This window comes from Holdemania massiliensis (assembly GCF_022440805.1).
GTDB lineage: Bacteria > Bacillota_I > Bacilli_A > Erysipelotrichales > Erysipelotrichaceae > Holdemania > Holdemania massiliensis_A.
The window spans coordinates 910,987-934,403 of record NZ_JAKNTK010000001.1 but is presented as its reverse complement, the minus strand read 5'-3'; the positions used below and the strand labels follow the sequence as shown (position 1 = coordinate 934,403).

Annotated in this window: 25 protein-coding genes and 1 pseudogene; 1 reads left to right on the top strand and 25 read right to left on the bottom strand. The window is 36.3% G+C overall.

Annotated features, from left to right (window positions below):
• Window positions 1-19: 19 nt before the first annotated feature.
• On the bottom strand, window positions 20-1,411 hold the full coding sequence (locus MCG46_RS04190) for an MATE family efflux transporter (RefSeq protein WP_240277943.1): 1,392 nt from the start codon (window positions 1,409-1,411) through the stop codon (window positions 20-22).
• Between the two features lie 134 nt (window positions 1,412-1,545).
• Here MCG46_RS04190 and MCG46_RS04185 point away from each other — a divergent pair, with 134 nt between their 5' ends.
• Entirely contained in the window at window positions 1,546-2,469 is a 924-nt protein-coding gene (locus MCG46_RS04185) for a LysR family transcriptional regulator (protein ID WP_240277940.1), read from the top strand.
• 721 nt (window positions 2,470-3,190) lie between these two features.
• Here the strand turns inward: MCG46_RS04185 and MCG46_RS04180 are convergent.
• From MCG46_RS04180 to MCG46_RS04080, 24 genes and pseudogenes are all read right to left on the bottom strand, one after another.
• Complete coding sequence (locus tag MCG46_RS04180) at window positions 3,191-3,823, bottom strand: hypothetical protein (protein WP_240277938.1); 633 nt, start codon at window positions 3,821-3,823, stop codon at window positions 3,191-3,193.
• Between the two features lie 115 nt (window positions 3,824-3,938).
• Window positions 3,939-4,361, bottom strand: a complete 423-nt coding sequence (locus MCG46_RS04175) for a hypothetical protein (RefSeq protein ID WP_240277937.1) — start codon at window positions 4,359-4,361, stop codon at window positions 3,939-3,941.
• A gap of 36 nt (window positions 4,362-4,397) precedes the next feature.
• Complete coding sequence (locus MCG46_RS04170; RefSeq protein ID WP_240277935.1) at window positions 4,398-4,544, bottom strand: hypothetical protein; 147 nt, start codon at window positions 4,542-4,544, stop codon at window positions 4,398-4,400.
• A 407-nt stretch (window positions 4,545-4,951) separates the two neighbouring features.
• Window positions 4,952-5,338: a hypothetical protein gene (locus tag MCG46_RS04165; protein WP_240277933.1), complete on the bottom strand. Its 387-nt coding sequence runs from the start codon at window positions 5,336-5,338 to the stop codon at window positions 4,952-4,954.
• Between the two features lie 961 nt (window positions 5,339-6,299).
• Entirely contained in the window at window positions 6,300-6,638 is a 339-nt protein-coding gene (locus MCG46_RS04160) for a hypothetical protein (protein WP_240277931.1), read from the bottom strand.
• 14 nt (window positions 6,639-6,652) lie between these two features.
• Window positions 6,653-7,093, bottom strand: a complete 441-nt coding sequence (locus MCG46_RS04155) for a hypothetical protein (RefSeq protein ID WP_240277929.1) — start codon at window positions 7,091-7,093, stop codon at window positions 6,653-6,655.
• Window positions 7,094-7,826: 733 nt separating this feature from the next.
• Complete coding sequence (locus MCG46_RS04150; RefSeq protein WP_240277927.1) at window positions 7,827-8,117, bottom strand: hypothetical protein; 291 nt, start codon at window positions 8,115-8,117, stop codon at window positions 7,827-7,829.
• Between the two features lie 681 nt (window positions 8,118-8,798).
• Window positions 8,799-9,023, bottom strand: coding sequence for a hypothetical protein (locus MCG46_RS04145; protein ID WP_240277926.1), 225 nt, complete (start codon window positions 9,021-9,023; stop codon window positions 8,799-8,801).
• A 790-nt stretch (window positions 9,024-9,813) separates the two neighbouring features.
• Entirely contained in the window at window positions 9,814-10,125 is a 312-nt protein-coding gene (locus MCG46_RS04140; protein ID WP_240277925.1) for a hypothetical protein, read from the bottom strand.
• A gap of 645 nt (window positions 10,126-10,770) precedes the next feature.
• Window positions 10,771-11,292 carry a hypothetical protein gene (locus tag MCG46_RS04135; RefSeq protein WP_240277924.1) on the bottom strand — a complete coding sequence of 174 codons (522 nt, stop codon included), beginning with the start codon at window positions 11,290-11,292 and terminating at the stop codon, window positions 10,771-10,773.
• A 30-nt stretch (window positions 11,293-11,322) separates the two neighbouring features.
• Window positions 11,323-11,466: pseudogene (locus MCG46_RS19605) on the bottom strand (GH-E family nuclease); the annotation flags it as partial.
• 239 nt (window positions 11,467-11,705) lie between these two features.
• Complete coding sequence (locus tag MCG46_RS04130; RefSeq protein ID WP_240277923.1) at window positions 11,706-12,392, bottom strand: colicin E5-related ribonuclease; 687 nt, start codon at window positions 12,390-12,392, stop codon at window positions 11,706-11,708.
• Window positions 12,393-13,035: 643 nt separating this feature from the next.
• Complete coding sequence (locus MCG46_RS04125) at window positions 13,036-13,437, bottom strand: DUF4279 domain-containing protein (protein WP_240277922.1); 402 nt, start codon at window positions 13,435-13,437, stop codon at window positions 13,036-13,038.
• 3 nt (window positions 13,438-13,440) lie between these two features.
• Window positions 13,441-14,094 (bottom strand): polymorphic toxin type 33 domain-containing protein, encoded by a 654-nt coding sequence (locus MCG46_RS04120; RefSeq protein ID WP_240277921.1) that lies wholly within the window; start codon window positions 14,092-14,094, stop codon window positions 13,441-13,443.
• A 117-nt stretch (window positions 14,095-14,211) separates the two neighbouring features.
• On the bottom strand, window positions 14,212-14,487 hold the full coding sequence (locus MCG46_RS19600; protein ID WP_430622670.1) for a DUF4279 domain-containing protein: 276 nt from the start codon (window positions 14,485-14,487) through the stop codon (window positions 14,212-14,214).
• Window positions 14,488-14,625: 138 nt separating this feature from the next.
• Entirely contained in the window at window positions 14,626-16,419 is a 1,794-nt protein-coding gene (locus MCG46_RS04115) for an RHS repeat domain-containing protein (protein ID WP_240277917.1), read from the bottom strand.
• 406 nt (window positions 16,420-16,825) lie between these two features.
• The gene (locus MCG46_RS04110) at window positions 16,826-17,353 is read right to left on the bottom strand and encodes a hypothetical protein (RefSeq protein WP_240277915.1); all 528 of its coding nucleotides are present in this window, start codon (window positions 17,351-17,353) and stop codon (window positions 16,826-16,828) included.
• An 11-nt stretch (window positions 17,354-17,364) separates the two neighbouring features.
• Complete coding sequence (locus MCG46_RS04105; RefSeq protein ID WP_240281439.1) at window positions 17,365-19,203, bottom strand: RHS repeat domain-containing protein; 1,839 nt, start codon at window positions 19,201-19,203, stop codon at window positions 17,365-17,367.
• Window positions 19,204-19,458: 255 nt separating this feature from the next.
• The gene (locus MCG46_RS04100) at window positions 19,459-20,064 is read right to left on the bottom strand and encodes a hypothetical protein (RefSeq protein ID WP_240277912.1); all 606 of its coding nucleotides are present in this window, start codon (window positions 20,062-20,064) and stop codon (window positions 19,459-19,461) included.
• 9 nt (window positions 20,065-20,073) lie between these two features.
• Window positions 20,074-20,286: a hypothetical protein gene (locus tag MCG46_RS04095; RefSeq protein ID WP_240277911.1), complete on the bottom strand. Its 213-nt coding sequence runs from the start codon at window positions 20,284-20,286 to the stop codon at window positions 20,074-20,076.
• 186 nt (window positions 20,287-20,472) lie between these two features.
• A complete protein-coding gene (locus MCG46_RS04090; protein WP_240277910.1) occupies window positions 20,473-20,694 on the bottom strand; it encodes a hypothetical protein in 222 nt (73 codons plus the stop codon).
• Between the two features lie 41 nt (window positions 20,695-20,735).
• Complete coding sequence (locus MCG46_RS19425; protein WP_275890949.1) at window positions 20,736-20,858, bottom strand: hypothetical protein; 123 nt, start codon at window positions 20,856-20,858, stop codon at window positions 20,736-20,738.
• 99 nt (window positions 20,859-20,957) lie between these two features.
• Window positions 20,958-21,467 (bottom strand): hypothetical protein, encoded by a 510-nt coding sequence (locus MCG46_RS04085; RefSeq protein ID WP_240277909.1) that lies wholly within the window; start codon window positions 21,465-21,467, stop codon window positions 20,958-20,960.
• A 97-nt stretch (window positions 21,468-21,564) separates the two neighbouring features.
• Window positions 21,565-23,361: an RHS repeat domain-containing protein gene (locus MCG46_RS04080; RefSeq protein ID WP_240277908.1), complete on the bottom strand. Its 1,797-nt coding sequence runs from the start codon at window positions 23,359-23,361 to the stop codon at window positions 21,565-21,567.
• Between the last annotated feature and the right edge of the window lie 56 nt (window positions 23,362-23,417).

Genomic DNA, 23,417 nt, shown 5'->3' with positions numbered 1-23,417 from the left:
ACGTGCTGCCGTTGGTCAATCAGCCTTCTACGGCCGTTTGATCCGCCGCCGCTTCACGCTGTTTCACCGTCATCTCATGCAGCACGCTGAGCTGCAACGGGATCGCCAGGATGAAGCTGCACACATCGGCAATCGGCTGGGCAATTTCAACGCCTTGAATCCCGATCAAGGCCGGCAAAAGCAGCACCGCCGGAATAAAGAACAAGCCCTGCCGCGACATTGCCAATAACGAAGCCCTGAACGATTTCCCAATCGTCTGCAGCATCATGTTGCAGACCGTAATCCAGCCGCATAACGGGAAGGTCAGACATTGCCAGCGCAGAGCCTGCGTCCCAATCGCAATGACCTGCGGATCGTTTTTGGAAAACAGCTGAATCACCTGCGGGGCTAAAAGATATCCGGTGACCGACAACAGAATCAGGATCACTGTCGCGACTTTGACACAGAACCAGAAGCCTTCCTTCACCCGATCATACAAAAACGCACCGTAATTGAAGCCGCATACTGGCTGAAATCCCTGGCCGAATCCGGTCACCACCGAAGCCGCCAGATTCATCACGCGCCCAACCACCGACATCGCCGCAATCGCCGCGTCGCCATACGGCCCGGCCATCAGGTTCAGACAGATCGTCGCCACGCTGCCTAAGCCCTGCCGGCACAGCGACGGCATACCGCCGTTGATGATCTGTGAATAGTAATATTTGGAGAACGTGATGTTGCGCAGGCGTACCCGCAGATTGCCGCCCTGCGTCGTTCCTCTTAAAAGCAAAACAAAGCCGACCAGCTGGCTGATGATCGTCGCCAGCGCCGCCCCGCTGACGCCCATGTCAAAAACGAAGATGAACAGCGGATCCAGCGCGATGTTCAGCACTGCTCCGGAAGCGATCCCGATCATCGCATAGAAGGCGCTGCCCTGAAACCGCAGCTGATTGTTCAAGACCAGCGAAGCTGTCATATACGGTGCGCCGATCAGAATCAAGCGCAGGTACTGGCGAGCATACGGCAGAATGGTTTCCGTAGCGCCTAAAATCCGACACAGCGGATCGATGAAGATCTCACCCAGCACCAGAATGACTGTGCCTAGCATCAAGGCTGTGAAAAAGCCGGTGGCTGCCATCTGTTGGGCTTCGTCAAACCGATGCTGCCCCATCTTGCGGGAAATGAAATTCCCCGAACCATGACCGCAGAAAAAGCCGAACGCCTGGATGATCGCCATCAACGCAAAGGAAACGCCGACCGCCGCGGTTGCGCTGGTTCCGATCCGGGCGACGAAGAATGTATCCGCCATGTTGTAAAAGGAGGTTACTAACATACTGATAATCGTCGGCACCGCCAGGCGGCAAATCAGACTGGACACTGGTTTTTCCGTCATTGTTTTATATTTTTCTTCCTGTGATTCAAGTTTCCCCATACTTTTCTCCTCTTCTTGTAAGTTTTTCTGACTGTCTTATTGTATAATGGAATTCAGGATTCCACAAATTCATTCATTTCATAATGATTATTACTTGATGTAATAATTATAAAGCAAGCGAAAGGAACAAGCGCATGGATTTTAAAGAATTGACGTATGTCTTAGCCTTAGCCCGCAATGAAAGCATCACCAAGGCAGCTCAGGAATTGTATTTAACCCAGCCGGCTCTGACACGCTTTCTGCAGCGGTTGGAAAGCAGCGTCGGTCAGCCGTTGTTTTGTCGTCTGGGCAACCGGCTGGTTCCGACCTACGCGGGCGAAAAGTATATCGAACGAGCTCAGGAAATATTATTTATGAAAAAACAGCTGGATGAGGAAATGCAGGATATCGCTCAAAATCACCGTGGACAGCTGCGCATCGGTCTTTCAATCTTTCGCAGCTTCTCCCTGCTGCCCAAGGTTCTGCCGGCCTTTACTCAGCGGTATCCGCACGTCAAGCTGATCATAGAGGAAAAGGATCCGCCAAAGCTGGAGGAAAGCTTAATCCGGGGCGAGCTGGATCTGGCTTTCTTTTCCCTGCCGGTGCGCCGCCGCGAGCTGGTGACGGAAATCATCCGCATTGAAGAGCTGATGTTGCTGCTGCCGCCGCAGGATCCGCTGATCAATCTAGCCGAGCCCCGGCCTGGCTGCCGTTATCCCTGGCTAGATCTCAGCTTGCTAAAAGACCGGCTGTTTATCCTGCAGAAAAAGGATCAACGCACCCGTCAGATAACTGATCAGTTATTTCATGATTACAACATGACTCCCAACGTCATTTTGGAAATTCAGAATATCGACGTTTCCATGGCGCTCACCGCTGCCGGTTACGGTTGTTCCTTCACTCGGGATATTCACGCGGTAGAGCTGCAGGCTTACCAGCCTGCCCCGCGTTGTTTTTCTGTTGGCCGCGAGCGAACGTTGACGCACTATGCTGCAGCTTACCGCAAAGGGGTCTACCTGCCGGATTATGCCCGAGGCTTCATTGATTTAGTACGAGAACAGCTGAGCGAAAAGGAATGATGCCTGCTTATTTTTACGTCAGGCTTTTAAAATCAAAGTAAGTCAATGGTTTTTCGAGCCAGATATAGGGGAAGATTGATCATTTTTCCATCTTTTCTATATCCGCGCTTAGAGTAACGAATCGCATATTCAGGTTGATGTTCAGCAATGTACCTCTTAAACGAAGGTGCAGACTTGTCTTCTCCCCCTTTTACCTCAACAGGAATAATATCTGTTCCGTGATTTTTCCTTATTGCAGAGGAATTCTTCACTATACTTTACACTATTGTCGACCTGCCGTGCTCATTTCAATACCCTCAGTTTGCGCTCCTCACTCGCCTTCCAGTTTTTTAAATCTTGAATTGCATTTCTTTTCATACCGAGTCCCCATCCTTGCTTATGGTCTGCAATTAGTTCGACACATTTTTCTGGGATTTTAGTAACAAAATTGCACATTTTTCTTATGATTCAGATCTTAAAAAACACATTTTTCATTATTTGGCTATCATTATAAAAAGAACCCTCTTTCATTTGGCTGTACAAACTTCAAAGGTTCACTTTAATTCTACCGCGACAATAAAATTATAGGTATGTGTACATAAATTCTAATTATTGGACAATTTAAGGTTTCGGACATTTCAGGATGTTTATTCCTCTCATAGATAGATTTTGGATCCTCTTCCTCATTCGATCTAAAATAAGCATGACTTGATTAGGGTTGCTCATAAAAATCCGCTACTGTTCATTTTATATCCAAATCATAGATAGAAACGATGCAGTCAATTAAATCCTGGGTTATTTCGATATTATCATAATATCGAAAAACCACAGCTCTATTTCCAGAAAGCAAATATATCGTATTATTCGGATTCCCATAGGAGGATAGCTCAATGTCAAAAGTCAGACTGGAATAAGCCATTTCTGATTTCCACAGATCAGCATCTAATTCATTCATATCTTCAAGGTAATCTCTAAGATCCTTTAATCGAAAAGAATTTTGATTAACACTGATTCCCATCTCGCGAAGATATCCAATGACTGGATTAATCTCTTCTTGATAATCAACCACATTAATATTCAATCTGATATTGTAATTTGTATCCGGATCCACTCCCTGAAGAATACATTCATAACGTTGATTACCCAGTCCATCAATCCAATTACGTTTCTTTTCTACAATTTCATCCATCAAACCAAAATCTGAAAGAGGAATTACCTGCGGTGATTCTTTACTGAAAGACTGATTCTGGGTAACTGAAGTAAAACCGTATGTTGCTAGTATAAATAACAAAAAACACAGGGGAGCCACCGTCAGATTGCGAACTTGATAATAAGACCATCCATGATTATACAAGAATTCTCTAACTTTTTTCATACTTCATTCTCCCTGTTTGATTATGGATAATAATTCCCATCCTGTATTAAGGAAACCTCTAAACATTGTTTAAATTTACAAACTACCTTAAACTTATATCACATGAAGATAATTTTCAGAAAATTAACTCTTTAGTGATATATAATTTATCATTCTTTTCTAAACAATTGTAAATTGATTTCAACGCTTCTTTATGTTCACTAAATACTTTAAACCAATATAGGAAATTCAAGTTTATTAATTTCCATTCTACATATACAGTCCCACTGAAGTCCATGCAATTATAGTTAAGAGTTGATTCTAGCAACTTTAATTGCCTGTTAATGTTATCCTCCTTAAACCCTGATTTTCCATTTGGGCTGATTCCAGTATATTCAGTTCCATAATATGCTCGCTTTATTTGAATTCTTCCTAATATATTTTCGTTAAATTCAGGCATTTTTTCAGCAGGTATCCATAATTCTTTATGTATTTCACTACCCACACAATGACTTTCATATTTTTTTATATAATTATCATCAATCTCAAATTCTGTCACAAATCCTACAAATCCTGAATTATAATCTAATGTATTCTATTTTTGTGCAATTTGAATCGCATATGATTCGTTTAAAACAGGATAAAAAATAGGTTGATAAGAATATCTAGGCGGAAAAACCTTACCATCTTTATTCAAAATTTTCACCATTTCATATAATCCAACAGGTCTATATAATTTCATATTAGCCTCCTATTTTATAGATTTTATAACAGTATTTAAATAATCAATTTCCCCACTAAATGCCGATCCAATGTTATCAAGATTATTCCCAGAATAATAGAAACTATCTAGCGCAGATTCAGACACAGTGATTTCGACTATTTTAGGATTCTTATCAAAATCATACTATTAAGTCATTCTAGTGCATCTACGGAATTGGTTGTCATCCATTTTATTTCCATCGAACCCTGTTCATCAGATAACTTTCCAATAAACATTAAGCTTTTGTATTCTTCATCCCTCATGACTCTATATAATTTCGATGTCCTAAATCATCCAGTTCAAGAGTCACGTCATTATAACTACATTTTGGAAATACCCCTAAACTATTTGGTTACCTTATGATTTTTCCTATTCCTAAGTATTTTCTATTTTTTCTTTTGGTAAATTTCCAGTTTCCCATTTTCATGCCAAACTTTCAAAACCATTTTTGCATTAAACCCAAATATTCCGTTTTTGGGATCATCGCTTATTTCAATTAGTAAATTCTCAGCTGTATTTACCATAATATTAAGCGCTAAACAATAAGCTGCCGCCTTAGTTTTGACAACCACATTATTACTTTTCATTAATTCCGGAAGACAATTCATCGCTAACTTCGTATTGGCCTCAAATTGTTTAAATATTTCAGTTAGTTTTTTTCCTTCTTTATTATTTTTTTTATAATCTCCTTCCAAAGTTGCACGCATCATAACATCGCCACTTTTTTTAAATTGCTTTATAATATTCTCTTTACTCCAATCTTTAACTTTCATTTAATTACTCCATACTGTTTAAGAACATTTATACCAAATTCGTATTGAACATCATAACTCTACCCAGACGCGAATCCCAAACACTTAAGCCGTTTGTAAAATCAAAATTCTTTGTATTATAATATCTACTTATTTTAACATGAACTGCACTATCGATTTCTATTATATTGGAAGTATTATTAATTTGCTCGACAATATGATGTCAATGCTTTCCGTTACCGGCTGTGCCGATAACTTCTTTAAGTTCCTGAAATGAGTTATAACCTTGATTCTCCAGTGATCCAATTAAAGCAATCTCATCTACGGTTTTACCGAAGCTACTATCAAATTTAAGTTAAAGGCTCTGGTAGCTTAACGTCACCTAAGCCTTGGGCATTGTCTGGCAAAGCCGGGTGATAAATCTACTAAGGGGGATTTCAAACAATTCTATGACATTGGGTTTTAAAGTACTCGACCGACATGTTCATAAAATCTTGCCTACTTGGAGTTTGTTAGATTCTAAAATTATTGGAAGTTCATCCACCTTTCAAACCAAAAAAAGCTTATTTCAGGTATTTTTCAGGTTATCGTGCAAAAAACTCTAAAGGAGTTAATCAACCTTTTCTCTGCTTTAAGCTTTTGATCCAGCATCATTCTATTTAGTTATTATTAATTAAATTTATTTTTAAAACTTCATCAACTTCTATTTTTCCTTTTTTCTTATTTTCTTAAAATTTGTCACTGCAATAAACAGATATTCTAATTACTTTTCAAACGCTACCTACCTTGAATTAGTAAGACTTTTTCGTCTATACTCAAAAATCATTTACACAGTTAAGGAATAAATCATCCGAAACCTTATTTAAAAAACATTTTCGATTACCTTATCTACATTCTCATAACATCGCTCACTAAGCTTCACGTCAAGAAAATAATCAGCAAACCCTCCTTCTTTAATAGCTTCTAAACGATTAAACAATTATTAATTCTGAATATCTATACAAATTTCTTTACAAATAATTTTTCCAGCTAAAGGCCATGCAGAAATTTCAAACACATAAAATTCATCGTTTTTAATTATTCTAACATCTTGAATAAAATATTTATAACTCAAGCTATCATCTGAATTTCTTTCTTTTAAATAATTCCTATCATGTTTTAAGGAAACCTCAAAACATTGTTTAAATTTACAAACTACCTCCTTATCTTCATTTCCAAAAAAACCGATTGTGGCATTTTCAAACCATTCATCTATATGAATTCTTGTAATTTCCGTATCTATCCCTCCAAGTTTAATTATTTGTTCCACTAACTTATGCATAAATAACCTCCATATCATTTTGGTATGTGCCCATTCAAACTATGAATCTTTAATATCATAGCTTCTCTAATGTGCTTCCCTAAATTAGGAATATCGCTAATTGCGTCTTCACACATTCTGTTGAAGTCATCCCCAAACTCTGCTTTTTCATAATATATTCTTCCCGATCTTTTACATTCCTCTATTTTTTCACGTACGGATTTTAAAGTTAATATGTAATTATTATTTTTAATATAATGCGGATGGAATGTTGTCCATTTTTGTTTTCCTTTATAGCTTTCAACACAATTTAGCAACTTTTCTTGATAAATTAAATCACAATCATCCTTATAACGGTACAACAAATAAGGAATAGATCTATAGATATCCTCAGAAAAATACATTCTATAGCGCATCCACTCTATAGGAAATAATTCTTTAAAAAGATATGCTATCAACATCTCATTATTTTCCATTATACCACCTACTTTTTCGTAAAAGCATTAAAACCTTGAGGATTAATTTCTTTCAGCATATTGAAATAATCATCTTTTAGCACAGGAACATCTTTATAACTTGGATCATAAATGTATGTCTCATCTGTAAACACCTCATAATATTTTTCCGTCTGTCAGACACTTTATAAAAGTCAGCAAGTTGTAATTCCTCTAATTAATTAGCTTTACGAAAGCGCCTTAGATCATAAGTTATTTAAAAAAACATTTAAATTGATCTTATCTAACACTAGATCTGAATTCTCCAATCCTACCGCTATTAGAAAACGATATTATGCATCAAAATCACGTTTGTTTTATTGTGATTCTGCCTTTTCTTATATCACGAAATGCTTCACTGAAACATTTTTGTTTCTAGTGCCATATACCATTACTTCACATTAATAGTTTTTTTGCTGTATCAGCTGTTCCAGGCTTCAATACACCTGCCAACAGATTAATGAAGTTATGCTGGAAAGTGCATAACCTCTAGGGATATCACACTACAAAATTATATACCACTCATTAGAACTTGGTATTTTTTTAATTTTTAAAAGTTCCTCTTTAAAATTTTCAAGAAAAACATTTATTTCATCCTTATTCGTTTCCCATCTCACTCCCTCGTCAAAACCTGAAATCTTTCCCATTGTTTGATTTTCTAAATTTATCTACAATTCAATTTCAACAGCATTATCTTCATGAATTCCTTCTAGCTTTAGTTCAAATAAGCATTCACTGCTATTAACCTTATAAATACAGTTTCCTGATTATCCAAATGAACAAGCACATTTTCAATACCATGAATCAAATTTTTTATTTCAAATATCGTCATTGTAGCTTTAACATTCTCACCAATTATGCTGCATCTATCAGGTAAATTTAAATACAGAGTAAATGGAATCCAATTTTCATAATCACTTCTTTGCGGATTATAATCAAGCATATCATTTCTTTTCAGGCATATCTTAAACTCCAAATTGCCTTCTATGTTTGCTATTTTTACCAATAATTTTCTCCTATCTTACTTCATATGGTAATGAACTATATCCTCTATTATTACTGAGCATTTTAGTAACCTCTTTCCACGTTTTAAAGATTTAGTATTTCCTCCAACAGCAGTAATGATTTCACCATCAGTATTTGTAATTATTACATCATAATACTTGCCATTTTTCTTTGCGTATACTATCCTGCCTCCTTCTTGATACACTTTTCGAGAGTAATTCTCCATAATATCCGCTACCTTTTCGTCAGTAAGCTTTTCTTTAAACGTTGCTCCCCATGCTTTGTATTATCAGTATTCCTTTACCATCACTCCTGACACTACTCCGTTCTCCAGAAGATCCTCCGCCATTCGCAATCACAGCCTGTGTAATGCCTAAAGCCCTCACTGACTGCTGGATTAGAAGCCACTGCTGCATCCCAACTAATTCTTCCTTTGCTTTTTCCAGCATGCTTTGTTTCTCTGTGATGTTTTCTTAATCCAATAATGAACCATATCAGTCTGCGCCGCTCAGAAAGGCACATCAGCTGACGGAATATTTAGCTTGTTGACTTGATTTGGAAACAGATTTTTCAGTCCAAAAAGTATTAACAATCAAAATGTATTCAGGTTAAACGCTGTGTGGCATCAAACCAGCGAGCAAGAGCATCACTCGGCAAAGCTACACAAAAACAATATACCAAACTAACAAAAAATATTGATTAATTTTTTATACATAAATTCACATGCTTCATCCTCAGAATTAAATTTTCGTAATTGTGTTTTTTTACCTCTTTCACTATAATATACCTCCCATTGTTTTTCCTCTGCTAAGCAAAAACACTCATTTGGCAATCCCCCAAACAATGAGTATGCATCTTGAGGAATTTTCTTTTTTAAAAGCTCTTTAGATAATTCTTCCCGATTCATTTATTGTCCTACTTTCCTTAATATTCCTTGTTTTAGTAATTTCGAAATGGACTCACTAAATTCATATTGGATGAGGCCTACTTCTTCAAACCAAGGAGCAATCTTCCTCGCTTGTACTTCATCAACAGTAAGGAATTGGTAGAAATTAATTACCTTCTCGTTAAAAGTAATTATATACCAACTCCAGTCTTTTGCTCAAATGTACCGCTTGCTAACGACCCAGCTACTCCAGCTGCTTCGATCAACATGTTTACTACTGAGTGATCCAAGACATCATATGTGAATGTTGCGCCCGGCTTGGAAAACAGGAATTGATTGAGATCATAGGTATAGGTGATGATAGTTCTGTCTTTTACATTATATACGAATATCAAAGACCAATTTGTAACATTTTTAATAGAATTTTTTATTTTTCTATTTGGATCTATTTTGCAACAAAAAACTATGCAGTTATAAATCGACTAAAAAGCCTTTCATAGAGCCAGTTTCCTGTGCTTATTTCCGTAATTCGTAGAGCTGCGTTACAATGTGTCCTGTAAGGTTCGCCGCTAATACTCCAATCCAAGCCACTTCCCAAGCTTACACTTTAATTGATATTCTCACAAAGCAGAGTATCTTTAAATTTAATCCTACTTTGATATGCTTTCCAAATAATTTATTGTTCCCTGAATATTGGCTATAACTCTTTCTCTCGATAAATACTCTGGCAGCTCCCCCTCCTCTCTATAATCGTCTGAAATTTTAACATCTTGATTTAGAACTTCCTTTAGACATGTTATACATTTTATAATCACTTCATTTTATGATCTTTTATAATACTAGCAGATGACAAAATAGCGTTAATATTTCTGAAAATGGTGTTTGTATCCCAATCACATTTACGTTCAAATACATATCTAATCATAAAGTCAAACATATCGCCATCTTTAAGTAACACAGCATAATGTCCATACTCAGCTAATGCTTCAGCTATCTTTTTATAATTAGGACATTTAGTAAGCATTTTAACAAGATTGGTTATTTTTTCTTCTATCCATTGTAATTCGAGCTCTCTTGGAATCGCACATTTTTTATACTCTTGATATACACCATCCCTTTCCATCTGAAAAAGTCTCCATTATATTTATAAAATATTTCTTTTCCACTACTAAAATCTTGTGATTGCATAGCAGTTCTCCTAATGTACACCCGTTTTCCAAAAATCTCCAGAGTTTAAAAATTTGTATCCATTTTCAAAAATTAAACTTCCTGTGCATAAATCCCCATTGTACTATAGGGATTATACGACAAAATAATTTTTTATTTTGTTGTATCAAAACAGTTCATTTGCTTTCCAAATATTTGTTTCATCAACAGCACCAACTATTTCTTCCCAGTTATCTAGTTGAAAATACGTTACTGCTCTCCATTCTGCTATATTTACATATGAAATACCAAACTGTATGTATTTTCCTAGTACTACCTCTAAGGATCTTAGATTTTTCGTAGCATTTTCAGCATAGTCCGTATATGTGGTTGAATTATGTCCCACCTCACTTACCGTTCAGACAACACTACTATTCATATGATGTTTGAACTATTCTCGAAAATAGAAGTTAACCTTACGGAAATTCATCGACAGCTTTTAAAAATGTTAATAATCATATATTATTCTTCTCCTATATCTTGATTAAATATATTTTCCCCCCTATCTGATTCACCTCATTTTTTAATAATTAAGATTGGTTCTTGAACAGCTTACAGATCTTTATTCATTTAACAATTTATATTGTTCTATTCTTTTAACTAAATCTTTTCGATACGGTAATTTTCTTGCGACATCTATGGGTGACATTCCCCAAACATTCTTTTGTTCAACATCAACACCTTTTCTATTAAACCTATAATTATATAAAGGCTCCAATTCAAAATCTGTGTATTTCAAATTTATTAAATATTGTAATGCCAATCTACACTTATTATCTAGCACATTGACATCAACTCCAGCATCTATAAGACGTTGACACAAATTTATAGTCTTATTTAAATCATGTTTTACTTGTGACAACAATACATGTAGCAATGTTTCATGTTCTTCATTTATTACAATAGGATTTATCCCTTGATCCAGAAGGAAATTCGTAATGTCGTATCTATCATCCAAGTTATTATTAGAAATTGAATAAAATAATATTGATTCTATTTTATCATTTTCTGCAATACATTGCGAGGAATAATTTTTGAAAAATTCTTCTTTTCCTTTTAACTTCGCAACCCACTTAATATCCACTCTATTCTCCTCCCAGCATTCATACATATGATTCTCATTATTGCTTGGTAATTTTGATCTATAGTTGCTAGGATCATTATACCATTCTAAGAGTTTTTGTTTACTTATAATTTCTTTCACACTCGCATCAGACATTATAGAATATTTTTGTTCTAAAACGTGACACATACACCAATATTTTGATCTATTTTACAACACAAAATTTGCGGTCATAAATCGACTGTAAAGCCTTATGTAGAGCGTGTTTTCTGCGTTTTAGCCTAAATATGCAGACAACATTACTTATTCTTATAAAATTTATTGCTAATGCTTCCATTTAACAAGTCCTTTCTTCACAAGATTTCAAGCATCATTAAATATAGAAGAAGAACATTTCCTACAATGGGAATGCCCTTTTATCATATCGCTAGAATTTAATAAACTTCAAAATACAAATTCCCTTTATCAAAGGTTGAAAACACTTTTTGTATTTCCGCCTTAAGTTCTTTGGAGCTTTGCAAATATGATATATACTCTTGCAAGGCTCGTTTAGGTAGCTTTTTACCATCAGTGATTTCTAAGTAGCAATTTTTATGCAATTCAATAATTTCATCAGCAATTTCTTCTATTCGTGCTTTTCCAGTTATTTTTTTTAAATAACTTTCAAAATCAGTTTTATCAACAAATCGTACATTTAATTCATAAGCATATAATTCATATACTTTATTATTGACAATATAGTAAGGTGTAAGAATAATATCGTCACTTTCAAATATATCGAAACACACACTCTGCAAAATTTCTTCTAACTCGCTTAATTTATACAATTTTTCATTTGATATTGTATAAACTTTCAATTTTTTTAATTCTTCTTTTATGCTTATTGTCATTTTGACTCCTTTCTTACTTAGGGATATATAGATTACTATGTGTGAATCAGGAATCCATGTAGTAGGATTTATATTGTCTCCTACTTGTACTACTGCTTTAGTAATGTCATCTACTATTACATATGATCCTTGCTTTGTATAATAGACAGTTGCCTGATTTCCGGTAGCCTTGTTAATACTTGTACGTATCGTATATGGATTATTGTGTCCATAACCAACTCTTTCGTCCAACCGCGCTTTGAAATTTGATTAGCTAATTTTTCGGCAGATTTAATCTCACTTCCAAAAATCACATCTTTATTCGGTTTAGCTCCAGTATCTCCCTCATTCCCACTCTGAATAATGCTACTATTCGGATGCAGTTTAGAGTTAATGTAGGCTTGGGTGCCAGCTGCATCGTACTATACTGGATAGAGCCAAGATCATCTGTCATCGTCACAATTCGGTTCAGAGCGTCATAGTGAAGGTGACGTCCGATTTGGAAAGCAGGTTCTGATTGGCATTATAGGTATATGTAATGAGGGTTCCATCTTTTTGTTTTAACGTTGTCAGATTCCCATTGAGATCATACGTGTACTCTTCCGACTTTTTATCCTCATCCGTTGCCCTTGATCAGTATACAACACTTCAATCACCAAAGAGCCAAAAAAAACTTAGGAGCGAAAAGTGTGCAAATCAAAAGAAGCTGTAATGCTTTCGGCTATTTTTCCTTTTGCATTACAGTCCCTTTTTTGTTTCGCTGGCTTCACCTGTTCAACCAACTTAAGTCTTCCTGAGATCCGCCTTCTGTGGATTTCTCCTTATTGTCAAAGAGGTTATGCTAAAAAGTGCATAACCTTTGGAGACATCGCCCAACAAAGCTGGGCAAATGTGTTCAGTTTACATACGTGTCCAAGTCAAATCTTGCCCCTATTTTAGCAGCAAATTCAATAAATGATGCATCAAAGTATATTGCTGGAACGTCTTCGTTTTCTATTATTATCACAAAGTCAACACTAACATCCAGATTATACTTTTTTTTCAATGTAGCAATTTTTTCACCTTTAGGGGAAAATACCTTTTCAATTTTTTTTGCTTGCTCGCATACATCCAATGTTTCAATTGCATCTAAACTATAAATCCAGGCTGTATATGTACGCTTCTTCCCAGAATTTCTAATAGGCTCTCCTTTATTCCATGATTCAGAAGGAATGATATTTAGAGTATCTGTTATCTCCTGAATATCATAATCCTCCCCTATAAATCTTAGACTTACTTTTACATTTGTTCTTTCCATAACTTATTTTATGAATTCACCTATGGGAATTCCAACCCCCTTTCCACCTTTCTTGAAAATAAATAATTCTCCTGTGTCCTTATCTACATAAATATCATATTCTGCAATTGGTGCTTTTCTTCCCAAAAAATCCTTTTTCAATTCATGGGCATCAATACCATTTTTCTTTAAGTAATTATCCTTTACTTTATTATAATTACCTTTTTCAAAATCACTGTCTCCCTTATCATCACTCTTGACACCACTCTGCTCTCCAAAAGATCCTCCACCATTCGCAATCGCTGCTTGTGTAATTCCCAATGCTGCACTTACTGCAGGATCCGAAGCTACTGCTGCATCTAAACTTAGCGTATAACCTATAAGCTTCTCGCCACTTAGTGCCGCACTTCCATCACCCTGTATTCCTATGCTTGGAGTTCCTCCAGCATTAATGCTGCCTGTGCTTCCCAGAACCTCGAGACTGCCTACTGTGGATAAAGCAACTTTCGTTAAATCTTGTGTCCCTTTTTCCTTGTCTACATATTTGTATTCATAAATACTGTAAACTGTAGCTCCTGCATATCCAGCTACTGCGGCATGGCCTAAGATTCCTGCCAGTACTGGTAAAGTTTCATAAGATTTTAAATACTGATAACACTTTACTTTATTATCTACCAAAGGATAATATTTTTAGAAAATTATTCTTAAAAATCCATTTTCGAGAATTTTCTACCGGACTAAACAAATTCGAGCAAAGAAAGCGCTAATTTATAATTAGTTTTCAATTTTTGCCATTTAGTCAACATATAAATCTAAACTAAACTCTGCATTTATCTTTGATAAAAAAATTATATTATCCTTTGATAAAGTTAATTCAGGACCCTCACCAGCTTTCATCTCAACAGTTATTACTACTGACACTTCTAAGGTATATTGTTCAATACATGCTTTTAGACATTCTATTTTGGGCAAAATTATGTTCTGCAGCTTATTTAGCGGTTCAGAGATAGAAAAACATTCTTTCTTATCTATTTGAAATTGCCAAACATCCTGTGCTAACCCCGCATTAATTGATCCCTGTGGCCATTCATTTTTTTTTTCGAGTTCTTGTTGGAGTTAATTTAAGCTTTTCTGATATATCATTTAAATCTATTGTATCTCCTGACAAGTAAAAATACACTTTAATTTTTGGTATCATGCTTTTTCTCCCTATCTAAATAATCCTGTGCGCACTTGAATTTTACTATCTTTAATAGATACTAAAACTATTTCTCCTGTCTCAGTATCGATCATCATGTTAAATTTTGCGCCGTCTTTAAAAACATAATCTTGTTTTAATTCTTCCGCACCTTCATATCCAAATTCATTAGCCACTTTATTAGCTTCTTTATTATTTTTAACTTTCTTTAAACTACTTGTTATGTCATTATTTGGTTTTTGATCTTTAGATTGTTCTCCAAAAGATACTTCGCCATTCGTAATCGTTGCTTGTGTAATTCCCAATGCTGCACTTACTGCAGGATCTGAAGCTACTGCTGCATCTAAGCTTAGTGTATAACCGATTAGCTTCCCTCCACTTAGTGCCGCACTTCCATCACCCTGTATTCCTATGCTTGGAGTTCCTCCAGCATTAATATTGCCTGTGCTTCCCAGAACCCCGAGACTGCCTACTGTGGATAAAGCAACTTTCGTTAAATCTTGTGCCCCTTTTTCCTTGTCTACATAGTTGTACTCATAAATACTGTAGACTGTGGCGCCTGCATATCCAGCTACTGCGGTATGACCTAAGATTCCTGCTAACACTGGTAAAGTTCCAAAGGATGCAGCTGTTAAGTACAGAACCGCTGCGCCTCCTGCCGCGATCAACATATTTTCTACTGGGTGATCCAGGAAACTCTGAATGGTATTCTTGGTCATGCTCTTTGCTGCATCCCAAGCTTCTCCAGCTTTCTCTCCTGCCCATTCAATTCCTTTGCTGATCGTTTCCTTCGTACTTTCACACCAGCCAGTGAATCGACTTGCCAACGATCCGATTTTATCCTTCACATCTTTGAAATCAATCCCCTTAAAGCCTTTCTGCGTTACTTTTATATTCCGCTGATCTTTTTCAGCTAATCCTGCCGACGCTTTTTGTACCGACCGGATTAATGTTCCGTGCTGTTCTTCTATTCGCTGCCGAAGCAGTTCAGCCGCTTTTTGCGCATCCGCCTGGCTTTGAGCTGTAGTGTTTTTTCCACTGCTCTTACTTCCTGAACCGCCGCCGGATCCACCGTTAGAACTTCCGTTGTTATTGTAATTATTGTTATTGTTCGACGGTGCTGTATACTGAATCGCCTTATCATACTTGGAATAGATTGGTGGTGCTGTTCGGGCTCCGGTTGGATTGGTTACATTCTGAGTCGGTGTCGATTTCTTTGGTGGATTGAAGGTGTTCTTCACGGTATTAACAACGTTATTCACAGTTTTGGTCACTGTCTTAACTACGTTGTTCACTGTCTTTTTCACGGTGTTCACAACTTTATTCACCGTATTCTTAATCGCTCCCCAGACACTCCATTTTCCGGTTGGGTCAAAGTATTTGTTCGGATTGTTGCGACCATAGTTGTATCGGTTCTGGCTTAACGGATCCTGCCAGTCCCCACGATAGCCATCCGCACTGATAAACAATTCTGTGACAGTATCATAATACCGGGCTCTTAAGTACTGCGTTTCATCGCTGTTATGCGCTTCTGAGCGATATCCGTATTCATCACTGCTGACAAATGGATTATACTTCTTATCTCTCCTTCCATAATCACTGTAGCTGTAGGTCGACAGCACCTTATTGGATCCGCTTAACAGAATTGTAACGCTTCCTTGTCCATCATACAAATAGAAATCGTCATTGGTACACAACCGTTCATTGCCATAACAATACTTCGTCTTCGCATTGTACTGAGTCTTGACCAGAACCACTGGATTTTCTGCCAGCTCATCGTTTAAATATGTGATTGTGATAATCAACTGTATCACATTTATGTTAGGTCATACTGTGATCATCCGTTATCGGAATCATGCGATCCAAAACATCATGAGTGAATGTAGAGTCTAGTTTGGAAAGCAGGTTCCGATTGACATCATAGGTATAGGTGATGAAAGTTCCGTCTTTTACATCATATACGAATATCAAAGATCGGTTTGTAACATTTTCAATAAAATTTCTTATTTTTCTATTTTGATCTATTTTACAACAAAAAACTTTGCAGTCATAAATCGACTGCAAAGCCTTTCGAGAGTCAGTATTCTGCTCTTAGTTCTGTATTTGTAAAGTAGTGCTAAATGTGTATTGTCAGGATTGTCGTTAGCGCTCCAATCCAGGCCACTTCCAAGACTTACACTTCGTACGCTGGAAGTGGATGAATTAGAATTGTTATACTTCTGATACAATACTTACTGAGCTATCAATGCTTTCTTTTACTTCTTTCCACTCCCCATCTGAAAAATCTTCAAAAACAAATCCAGATATATTATTTTGTTTATCTAAAAGCAGACTTACAAACTTCATTTTTAATTGCTTGCAAACAGCGATAGATTCTTGCAATATATATATCTTTTTATCATGTATATAAATATTAAAATTCACATTATCCGTTATAATATGATCTTCGCTAAAAATACTCATATCAATTATCGGATTTCCATCTTCCTTAGGAATATTTAAACATGAACGTTCTATCTCTTTAAAATTATTTACAGATACTAATGTTATATTCACTATTTTACTTGTAACTGAATTGATGGAAACCTCAACAAATGATGATTTAGGATTGAACATTCTATAATAAAATAGTTCCTTATTTTTTTCATCATTTTCCTTGAAATCGATTTTCACAGGAACATAAAAGTCAACCTCTTTTTCGCCTATAGTATTCTGTAATAACACTTGTTTTACTTTCATCTATTATCCTCCTATGGTATATAAAGTGCATGCTTTATAACTGGTAATTGACCTACTTGTCTCTCTGGACTAAAAATCAATTCCCAATTTCCCACACGTATCGGAACATTGTATGTGAACCCTTTAGTTGTTGCTTCACTTACTGCTGCTTTAAAACTTGACAATAACTGTTGTTCTGTAATTTTTTGTCCATGTGATAGGGTTCTCGTCGAATACTCTGCCATATGTTTAGTAGCGTTAGGATTTACCCAATAATCTTTTCCCCCTGCACTCAACTCAAACGATTTTGGTATATCTGTTCCTTCAATATTTGGCTGTGTTGCCTTAATGTCATCCCATACGGTTCCCGTCTCAGCTCTACTAGCTCCCTCATTCCCACTCTGAACAACACTTCCTTCAGGATGCAGTTTAGAGTCAACGTAGGCTTGGGTGCCGGCTGTAACGCCACCCGCAATCGAACCATGTACCATGGAATTTCCAGCTTGTTCTAGGTAATTATGCGCCAGCTCTGCCCAGTCTTTGGCATTATACTTCTTCAACAGCTCATCTTGACTGTTTGCCTGCACCGCATCCACAATCTCAAATGTGCTACTTGCTAATGATCCTGCGGCTCCTGCGGCTCCTCCGGCTACAAATCCGTTAATCACTGCTCCGACTACTCCGCCTCCCGGCACGAAGATTGCCGCAAACGTTAGTCCAGCAGCGATAGTTGTGACCGTTGCTTTCCCCACGTCTTTCCATGTCAGCTTCGAAATCGCTTCAGAGACTGAACCAATTGTATCGCTCACATGCTGTAAGCCTCCCAACAAGGCCTCGTTGAGCTGGTCTCCTAATTCCTTAGCTCCCTTCTTAAAATTATCGCCAACTTCTTTGATTTCTTTCCCACGCTCTTTACACCAGCCGCTGACTCGATTGTATAAACTTCCCATTTTATTGAGGAATTCCAAATTGAACCGCGGTTCTTGTATCGATGCCATAATCGCTTCGACTTTCCGCTTTTCCTGTTCTTTTTCAGCTAATCCTGCCTTTGCTTTTTGTAACGACTTCATAATCGTTCCCTGTTGTTCCTCAATTCGCTGCCGAAGCAGTTCAGCCGCTTTTTGCGCTTCCGCCTGGCTTCGAGCTGTGGTGTTTTTTCCACTACCATTGCTTCCTGAACCACCGCCGGATCCACCGATAGAGCTTCCGTTGTTATTGTAGTTATTGTTATTGTTCAACGGTGCTGTATACTGAATCGCCTTATCATACTTGGAATAGATCGGTGGCGCTGTTCGGGCTCCGGTTGGATTGGTTACATTCTGAGTCGGTGTCGATTTCTTTGGTGGTGTATAGCTGTTTTTAGGCTGTGGTGATTTTTTCGGCGGAGTAAACGCATTCTTGACGGTCTGCACCACTTTGTTCACAGCCTTTGCGGCACTGTTCACAGCCCCTTTAATCGCTCCCCAGACACTCCATTTTCCGGTTGGGTCAAAGTATTTGTTCGGGTTATTGCGACCATAGTTGTATCGGTTCTGGCTTAACGGATCCTGCCAGTCCCCACGATAGCCATCTGCGCTGATAAATAATTCTGTGACCGTATCATAGTAGCGAGCTCTTAAGTACTGTGTTTCATCACTGTTATGCGCTTCTGAGCGATATCCGTATTCATCGCTGCTGCTAACAAACGGATTACACTTCTTATCTCTCCTTCCATAATCGCTGTAGCTGTAGGTCGACAGCACCTGATTGGATCCGCTTAACAGAATTGTAACGCTTCCTTGGCCATCATACAAATAGAAATCGTCATTGGTACACAGCCGTTCATTACCATACCGATACTGGGTTGTTGTTGTGGAACCTTGGGTCTTCATCAACACATTAGCATTCTTAGCGTTTAGATCATTAGATTTTCACATTATAACAGAGAGTATTTTTTAACACTTTAAGCTCTGGCAACACGCGTATAGCAGTAGTCTCCTCTTGGTATAAAAAAATCACTGATTTCTTTGCAAAGATTTCAGTGATTTTTTAATTTTGTTTTTGAAAAAAACCAACTTACAAAATTACAATTATTAACGGCGTGATCAATAACCCTCCTTTAAACTTATATCACATGAAGATAATTTTCAGAAAATTAACTCTTTAGTGATATATAATTTATCATTCTTTTCTAAACAATTGTAAATTGATTTCAACGCTTTTTTATGTTCACTAAATACTTTAAACCAATATAGGAAATTCAAGTTTATTAATTTCCATTCTACATATACAGTCCCACTGAAGTCCATGCAATTATAGTTAAGAGTTGATTCTAGCAACTTTAATTGCCTGTTAATGTTATCCTCCTTAAACCCTGATTTTCCATTTGGGCTGATTCCAGTATATTCAGTTCCATAATATGCTCGCTTTATTTGAATTCTCCCTAATATATTTTCGTTAAATTCAGACATTTTTTCAGCAGGTATCCATAATTCTTTATGTATTTCACTACCCACACAATGACTTTCATAATTTTTTATATAATTATCATCAATCTCAAATTCTGTCACAAATCCTACAAATCCTGAATTATAATCTAATGTATTCCATTTTTGTGCAATTTGAATCGCATATGATTCGTTTAAAACAGGATAAAAAATAGGTTGATAAGAATATCTAGGCGGAAAACCCTTACCATCTTTATTCAAAATTTTCACCATTTCATATAATCCAACAGGTCTATATAATTTCATATTAGCCTCCTATTTTATAGATTTTATAACAGTATTTAAATAATCAATTTCCCCACTAAATGCCGGTCCAATGTTATCAAGATTATTCCCAGGATAATAGAAATTATCTAGTGCAGATTTTGGTACGGTGATTTCGACTATTTTAGGATTCTTACCAAAATCCATACTATTAAGCCATTTTTGTGCATCTACGGATTTGGTTGTCATCCATTTTATTTCCATCGAACCCTGTTCATCAGAAAACTTTCTAATAAACATTAAGCTTTTGTATTTTTCATCCCTCATGACTCTATATAATTTCGATGTCCTAAATCATCCAGTTCAAGAGTCACGTCTTTATAACTATATTTTGGATATACCCCTAAATTATTTGGTTACCCTATGATTTTTCCTATTCCTAAGTATTTTCTATTTTTTCTTTTGGTAAATTTCCAGTTTTCCGTTTTCATGCCAAACTTTCAAAACCATTTTTACATTAAACCCAAATATCCCGTCTTTGTGATCATTACTTATTTCAAATAGTAAATTCTCAGCTGTATTTACCTTAATATTAAGTGCAAAACAATAAGCTGCCCCTTTAGTTTTGACAACTGCATTATTGCTTTTCAATAAAACTGGAAAACAACTCATCGCTAACTTCGTATCGGCCTCAAATTGTTTAAATATTTCAGTTAGTTTTTTCCCTTCTTTATTATTTTTTTATAATCTCCTTCCAAAGTTGCATGCATTATAACGTCGCCACTTTTTTCATATTGTTTTATAATATTCTCTTTACTCAACTCTTTAACTTTCATTTAATTACCCCACACTACCTAAGAAGCTTTTTTGTCTTAATTTATAATCATCTGATTATATGTGCATAAACACGTCGGTAAAACGCTTAATGATTCAGGCTAAGAATTTATTAAATTTTTAATTTCATCTATTTTTTTTAAATTTTTCTTACTTTCTAAAATTATCTGTTCATTATCACACTTTTTTAGAATTCCAAAGAAAGATTTCGCATTTTCTAACATTGCATCAAAAAATTCTTTTCTATAAATTTGATATTTGTTTTTTTTGATACTAACTAGCAGAAAATCATCAGAAATAATATCAAAATACATTTCTACTGGTTGATCTGGAAATAAAATTTTTTCATTTTTACTTCCATTAGCTATATGATTAAACGCTTCAAGTATATATGACCATAGTTGATCTACTATATCCCAATATTGAAAACTTAATAATACTTCTTCATCATTATAAATTACTATCGCTCCCTCTATATAGTCAAAATCTTCAATATATTGCAAACAATTTTCATCTTCGCATTTCACAAAATATTCCTCACAATTTTCGTTTGCAGCCTTTAATGATGTTATAACTTTTTCTTTTTTTATGTAAGTTTCTACTTTTATCATATCTATCTCCATTATACTATAATTTATCTTACATTAAATTTAGAGCGTATTTTTTAAATACGCTCTAAATCTCCACTGAAGTCTATAAGTGCTTATTCTATTTTTTATAAAACTGTCCAATCCTACCGTTATTAAATCCTATTACATATTTATTTCCATCAACCTCTCCTTCTATTTGATACATTCCAGTAGTTCCTTTCTTTTCAATTACGTCTCGATTTTGATTAATAATTCTATCAGCTATATTTTGAATATCTGTGATTGTCATATCTTTATCAAAGAAGGATTGTGTTTCTTTAACAGATCCATCCCAGTATTCAGGATGGTGTCTTTCTAAAACATGCTTCATTCCCTTTTTATCAAATGCAATTTCATTTCCACCAATGTCCCACTTCTTAGTCTGATAATTCTTTAAATCATTAATCACTTTTTCCGGTTTTGCAGGTTTTAAATTTTCAATTTGTGAATCACTATTAACAATTTCATCCCACGGAATCTCTTCCACAAAGGTTTGCTCATCCCGGATTTTTATTTTTTCTAAGTAATCTTGGTTTCCTTTGATATTCAGTGGGAGGTCAATAACTAAATCTTTTCTGACACTGACCCCCGGCAGCTTCTCTAAATACTTTAGTTCCTTATCCAACGGAATCTTTTCTGCTAGTTTTCCTTCATCTCCAGCATTTAATGGAATTTTTTCAGTTAAGTTTGTCGCTATTCCAAAGAGTGAAATTGCCTCTAAAATACCCTTGATTGGTACATATCTATCAATTACTTTATCAAACGTCATGGATATCGCAATCGAAACTGTACTTGTTGATTGAATAATATCAGAAACAAAAATACCAGCACTCTTTATACCATTGTTAATCGTTTGCAGAATTCCTTTTTTATTCTCAGAATCTTGCTTCTTTTCTTCCTTCGGTTTTCCACAATACGCCTGCACACGGTCTTCTAACGATCCAATTACCTCTGGATACTTTTTATTAAGACTTGTGGTTTCCTGCGTTAAGTTATTAATAATTACATTCTTAACTGCTGCAGTTATACTCTCTGTAACATTCTTCATCGCTTCCACAAGCGTTTTCTGTTTTTCCTCCGTTTGCTTCTTCAGCAACTCGGCAGCTTGTTTCATAGCTTCCTGATTACTTGGAGTGCTTTTTTTCCCGGGATTATTACTTGGTGTAGAGCTCTCTGTATTTCTTCCTGCTCCCGCTCCACTATTGGCAGTATCTCCGCCACTTGATGTATTCCCGCCTTTAGCCTGAGGCTCTCTCTTTTTTTCCGGTTGATACTTTTCAAACTTGTTTTTGTTTGCCGGTGGATTGATGATACCTCCTCCTATAGGCACCCTACTCATAAATCCCGTTGGGTCAAAGTACTTGTTCGGATTGTTGCGGCCATAGTTGTATCGGTTCTGGCTTAACGGATCCTGCCAATCCCCACGATAGCCATCTGCACTGATAAACAATTCTGTGACAGTATCATAATACCGGGCTCTTAAGAACTGCGTTTCATCGCTGTTATGCGCCTCTGAGCGATATCCGTATTCATCACTGCTGCTGACAAATGGATTATACTTCTTATCTCTCCTTCCATAATCACTATAGCTGTAGGTCGACAGCACCTGATTGGATCCGCTTAACAAGATTGTAACGCTTCCTTGTCCATCATACAAATAGAAATCGTCATTGGTACACAACCGTTCATTGCCATACCAATACTTCGTCTTCGCATTGTCCTGAGTCTTGACCAGAACCACTGGATTTTCTGCCAGTTCATCGTTTAAATACGTGATTGTGGTCGTATTGCCGGTAGCGGCTCGGGTTACTGCTGAAATCTCTGTCTGATGCGTTTCTGTGGCTTCTGACGAGGTTTCTTTCAGCTGTTGGATCAAGGCTGTCTGAAATCGTTGCAGGCGAGGTCGTATAGACCGTATTCGTCCGATCCGCT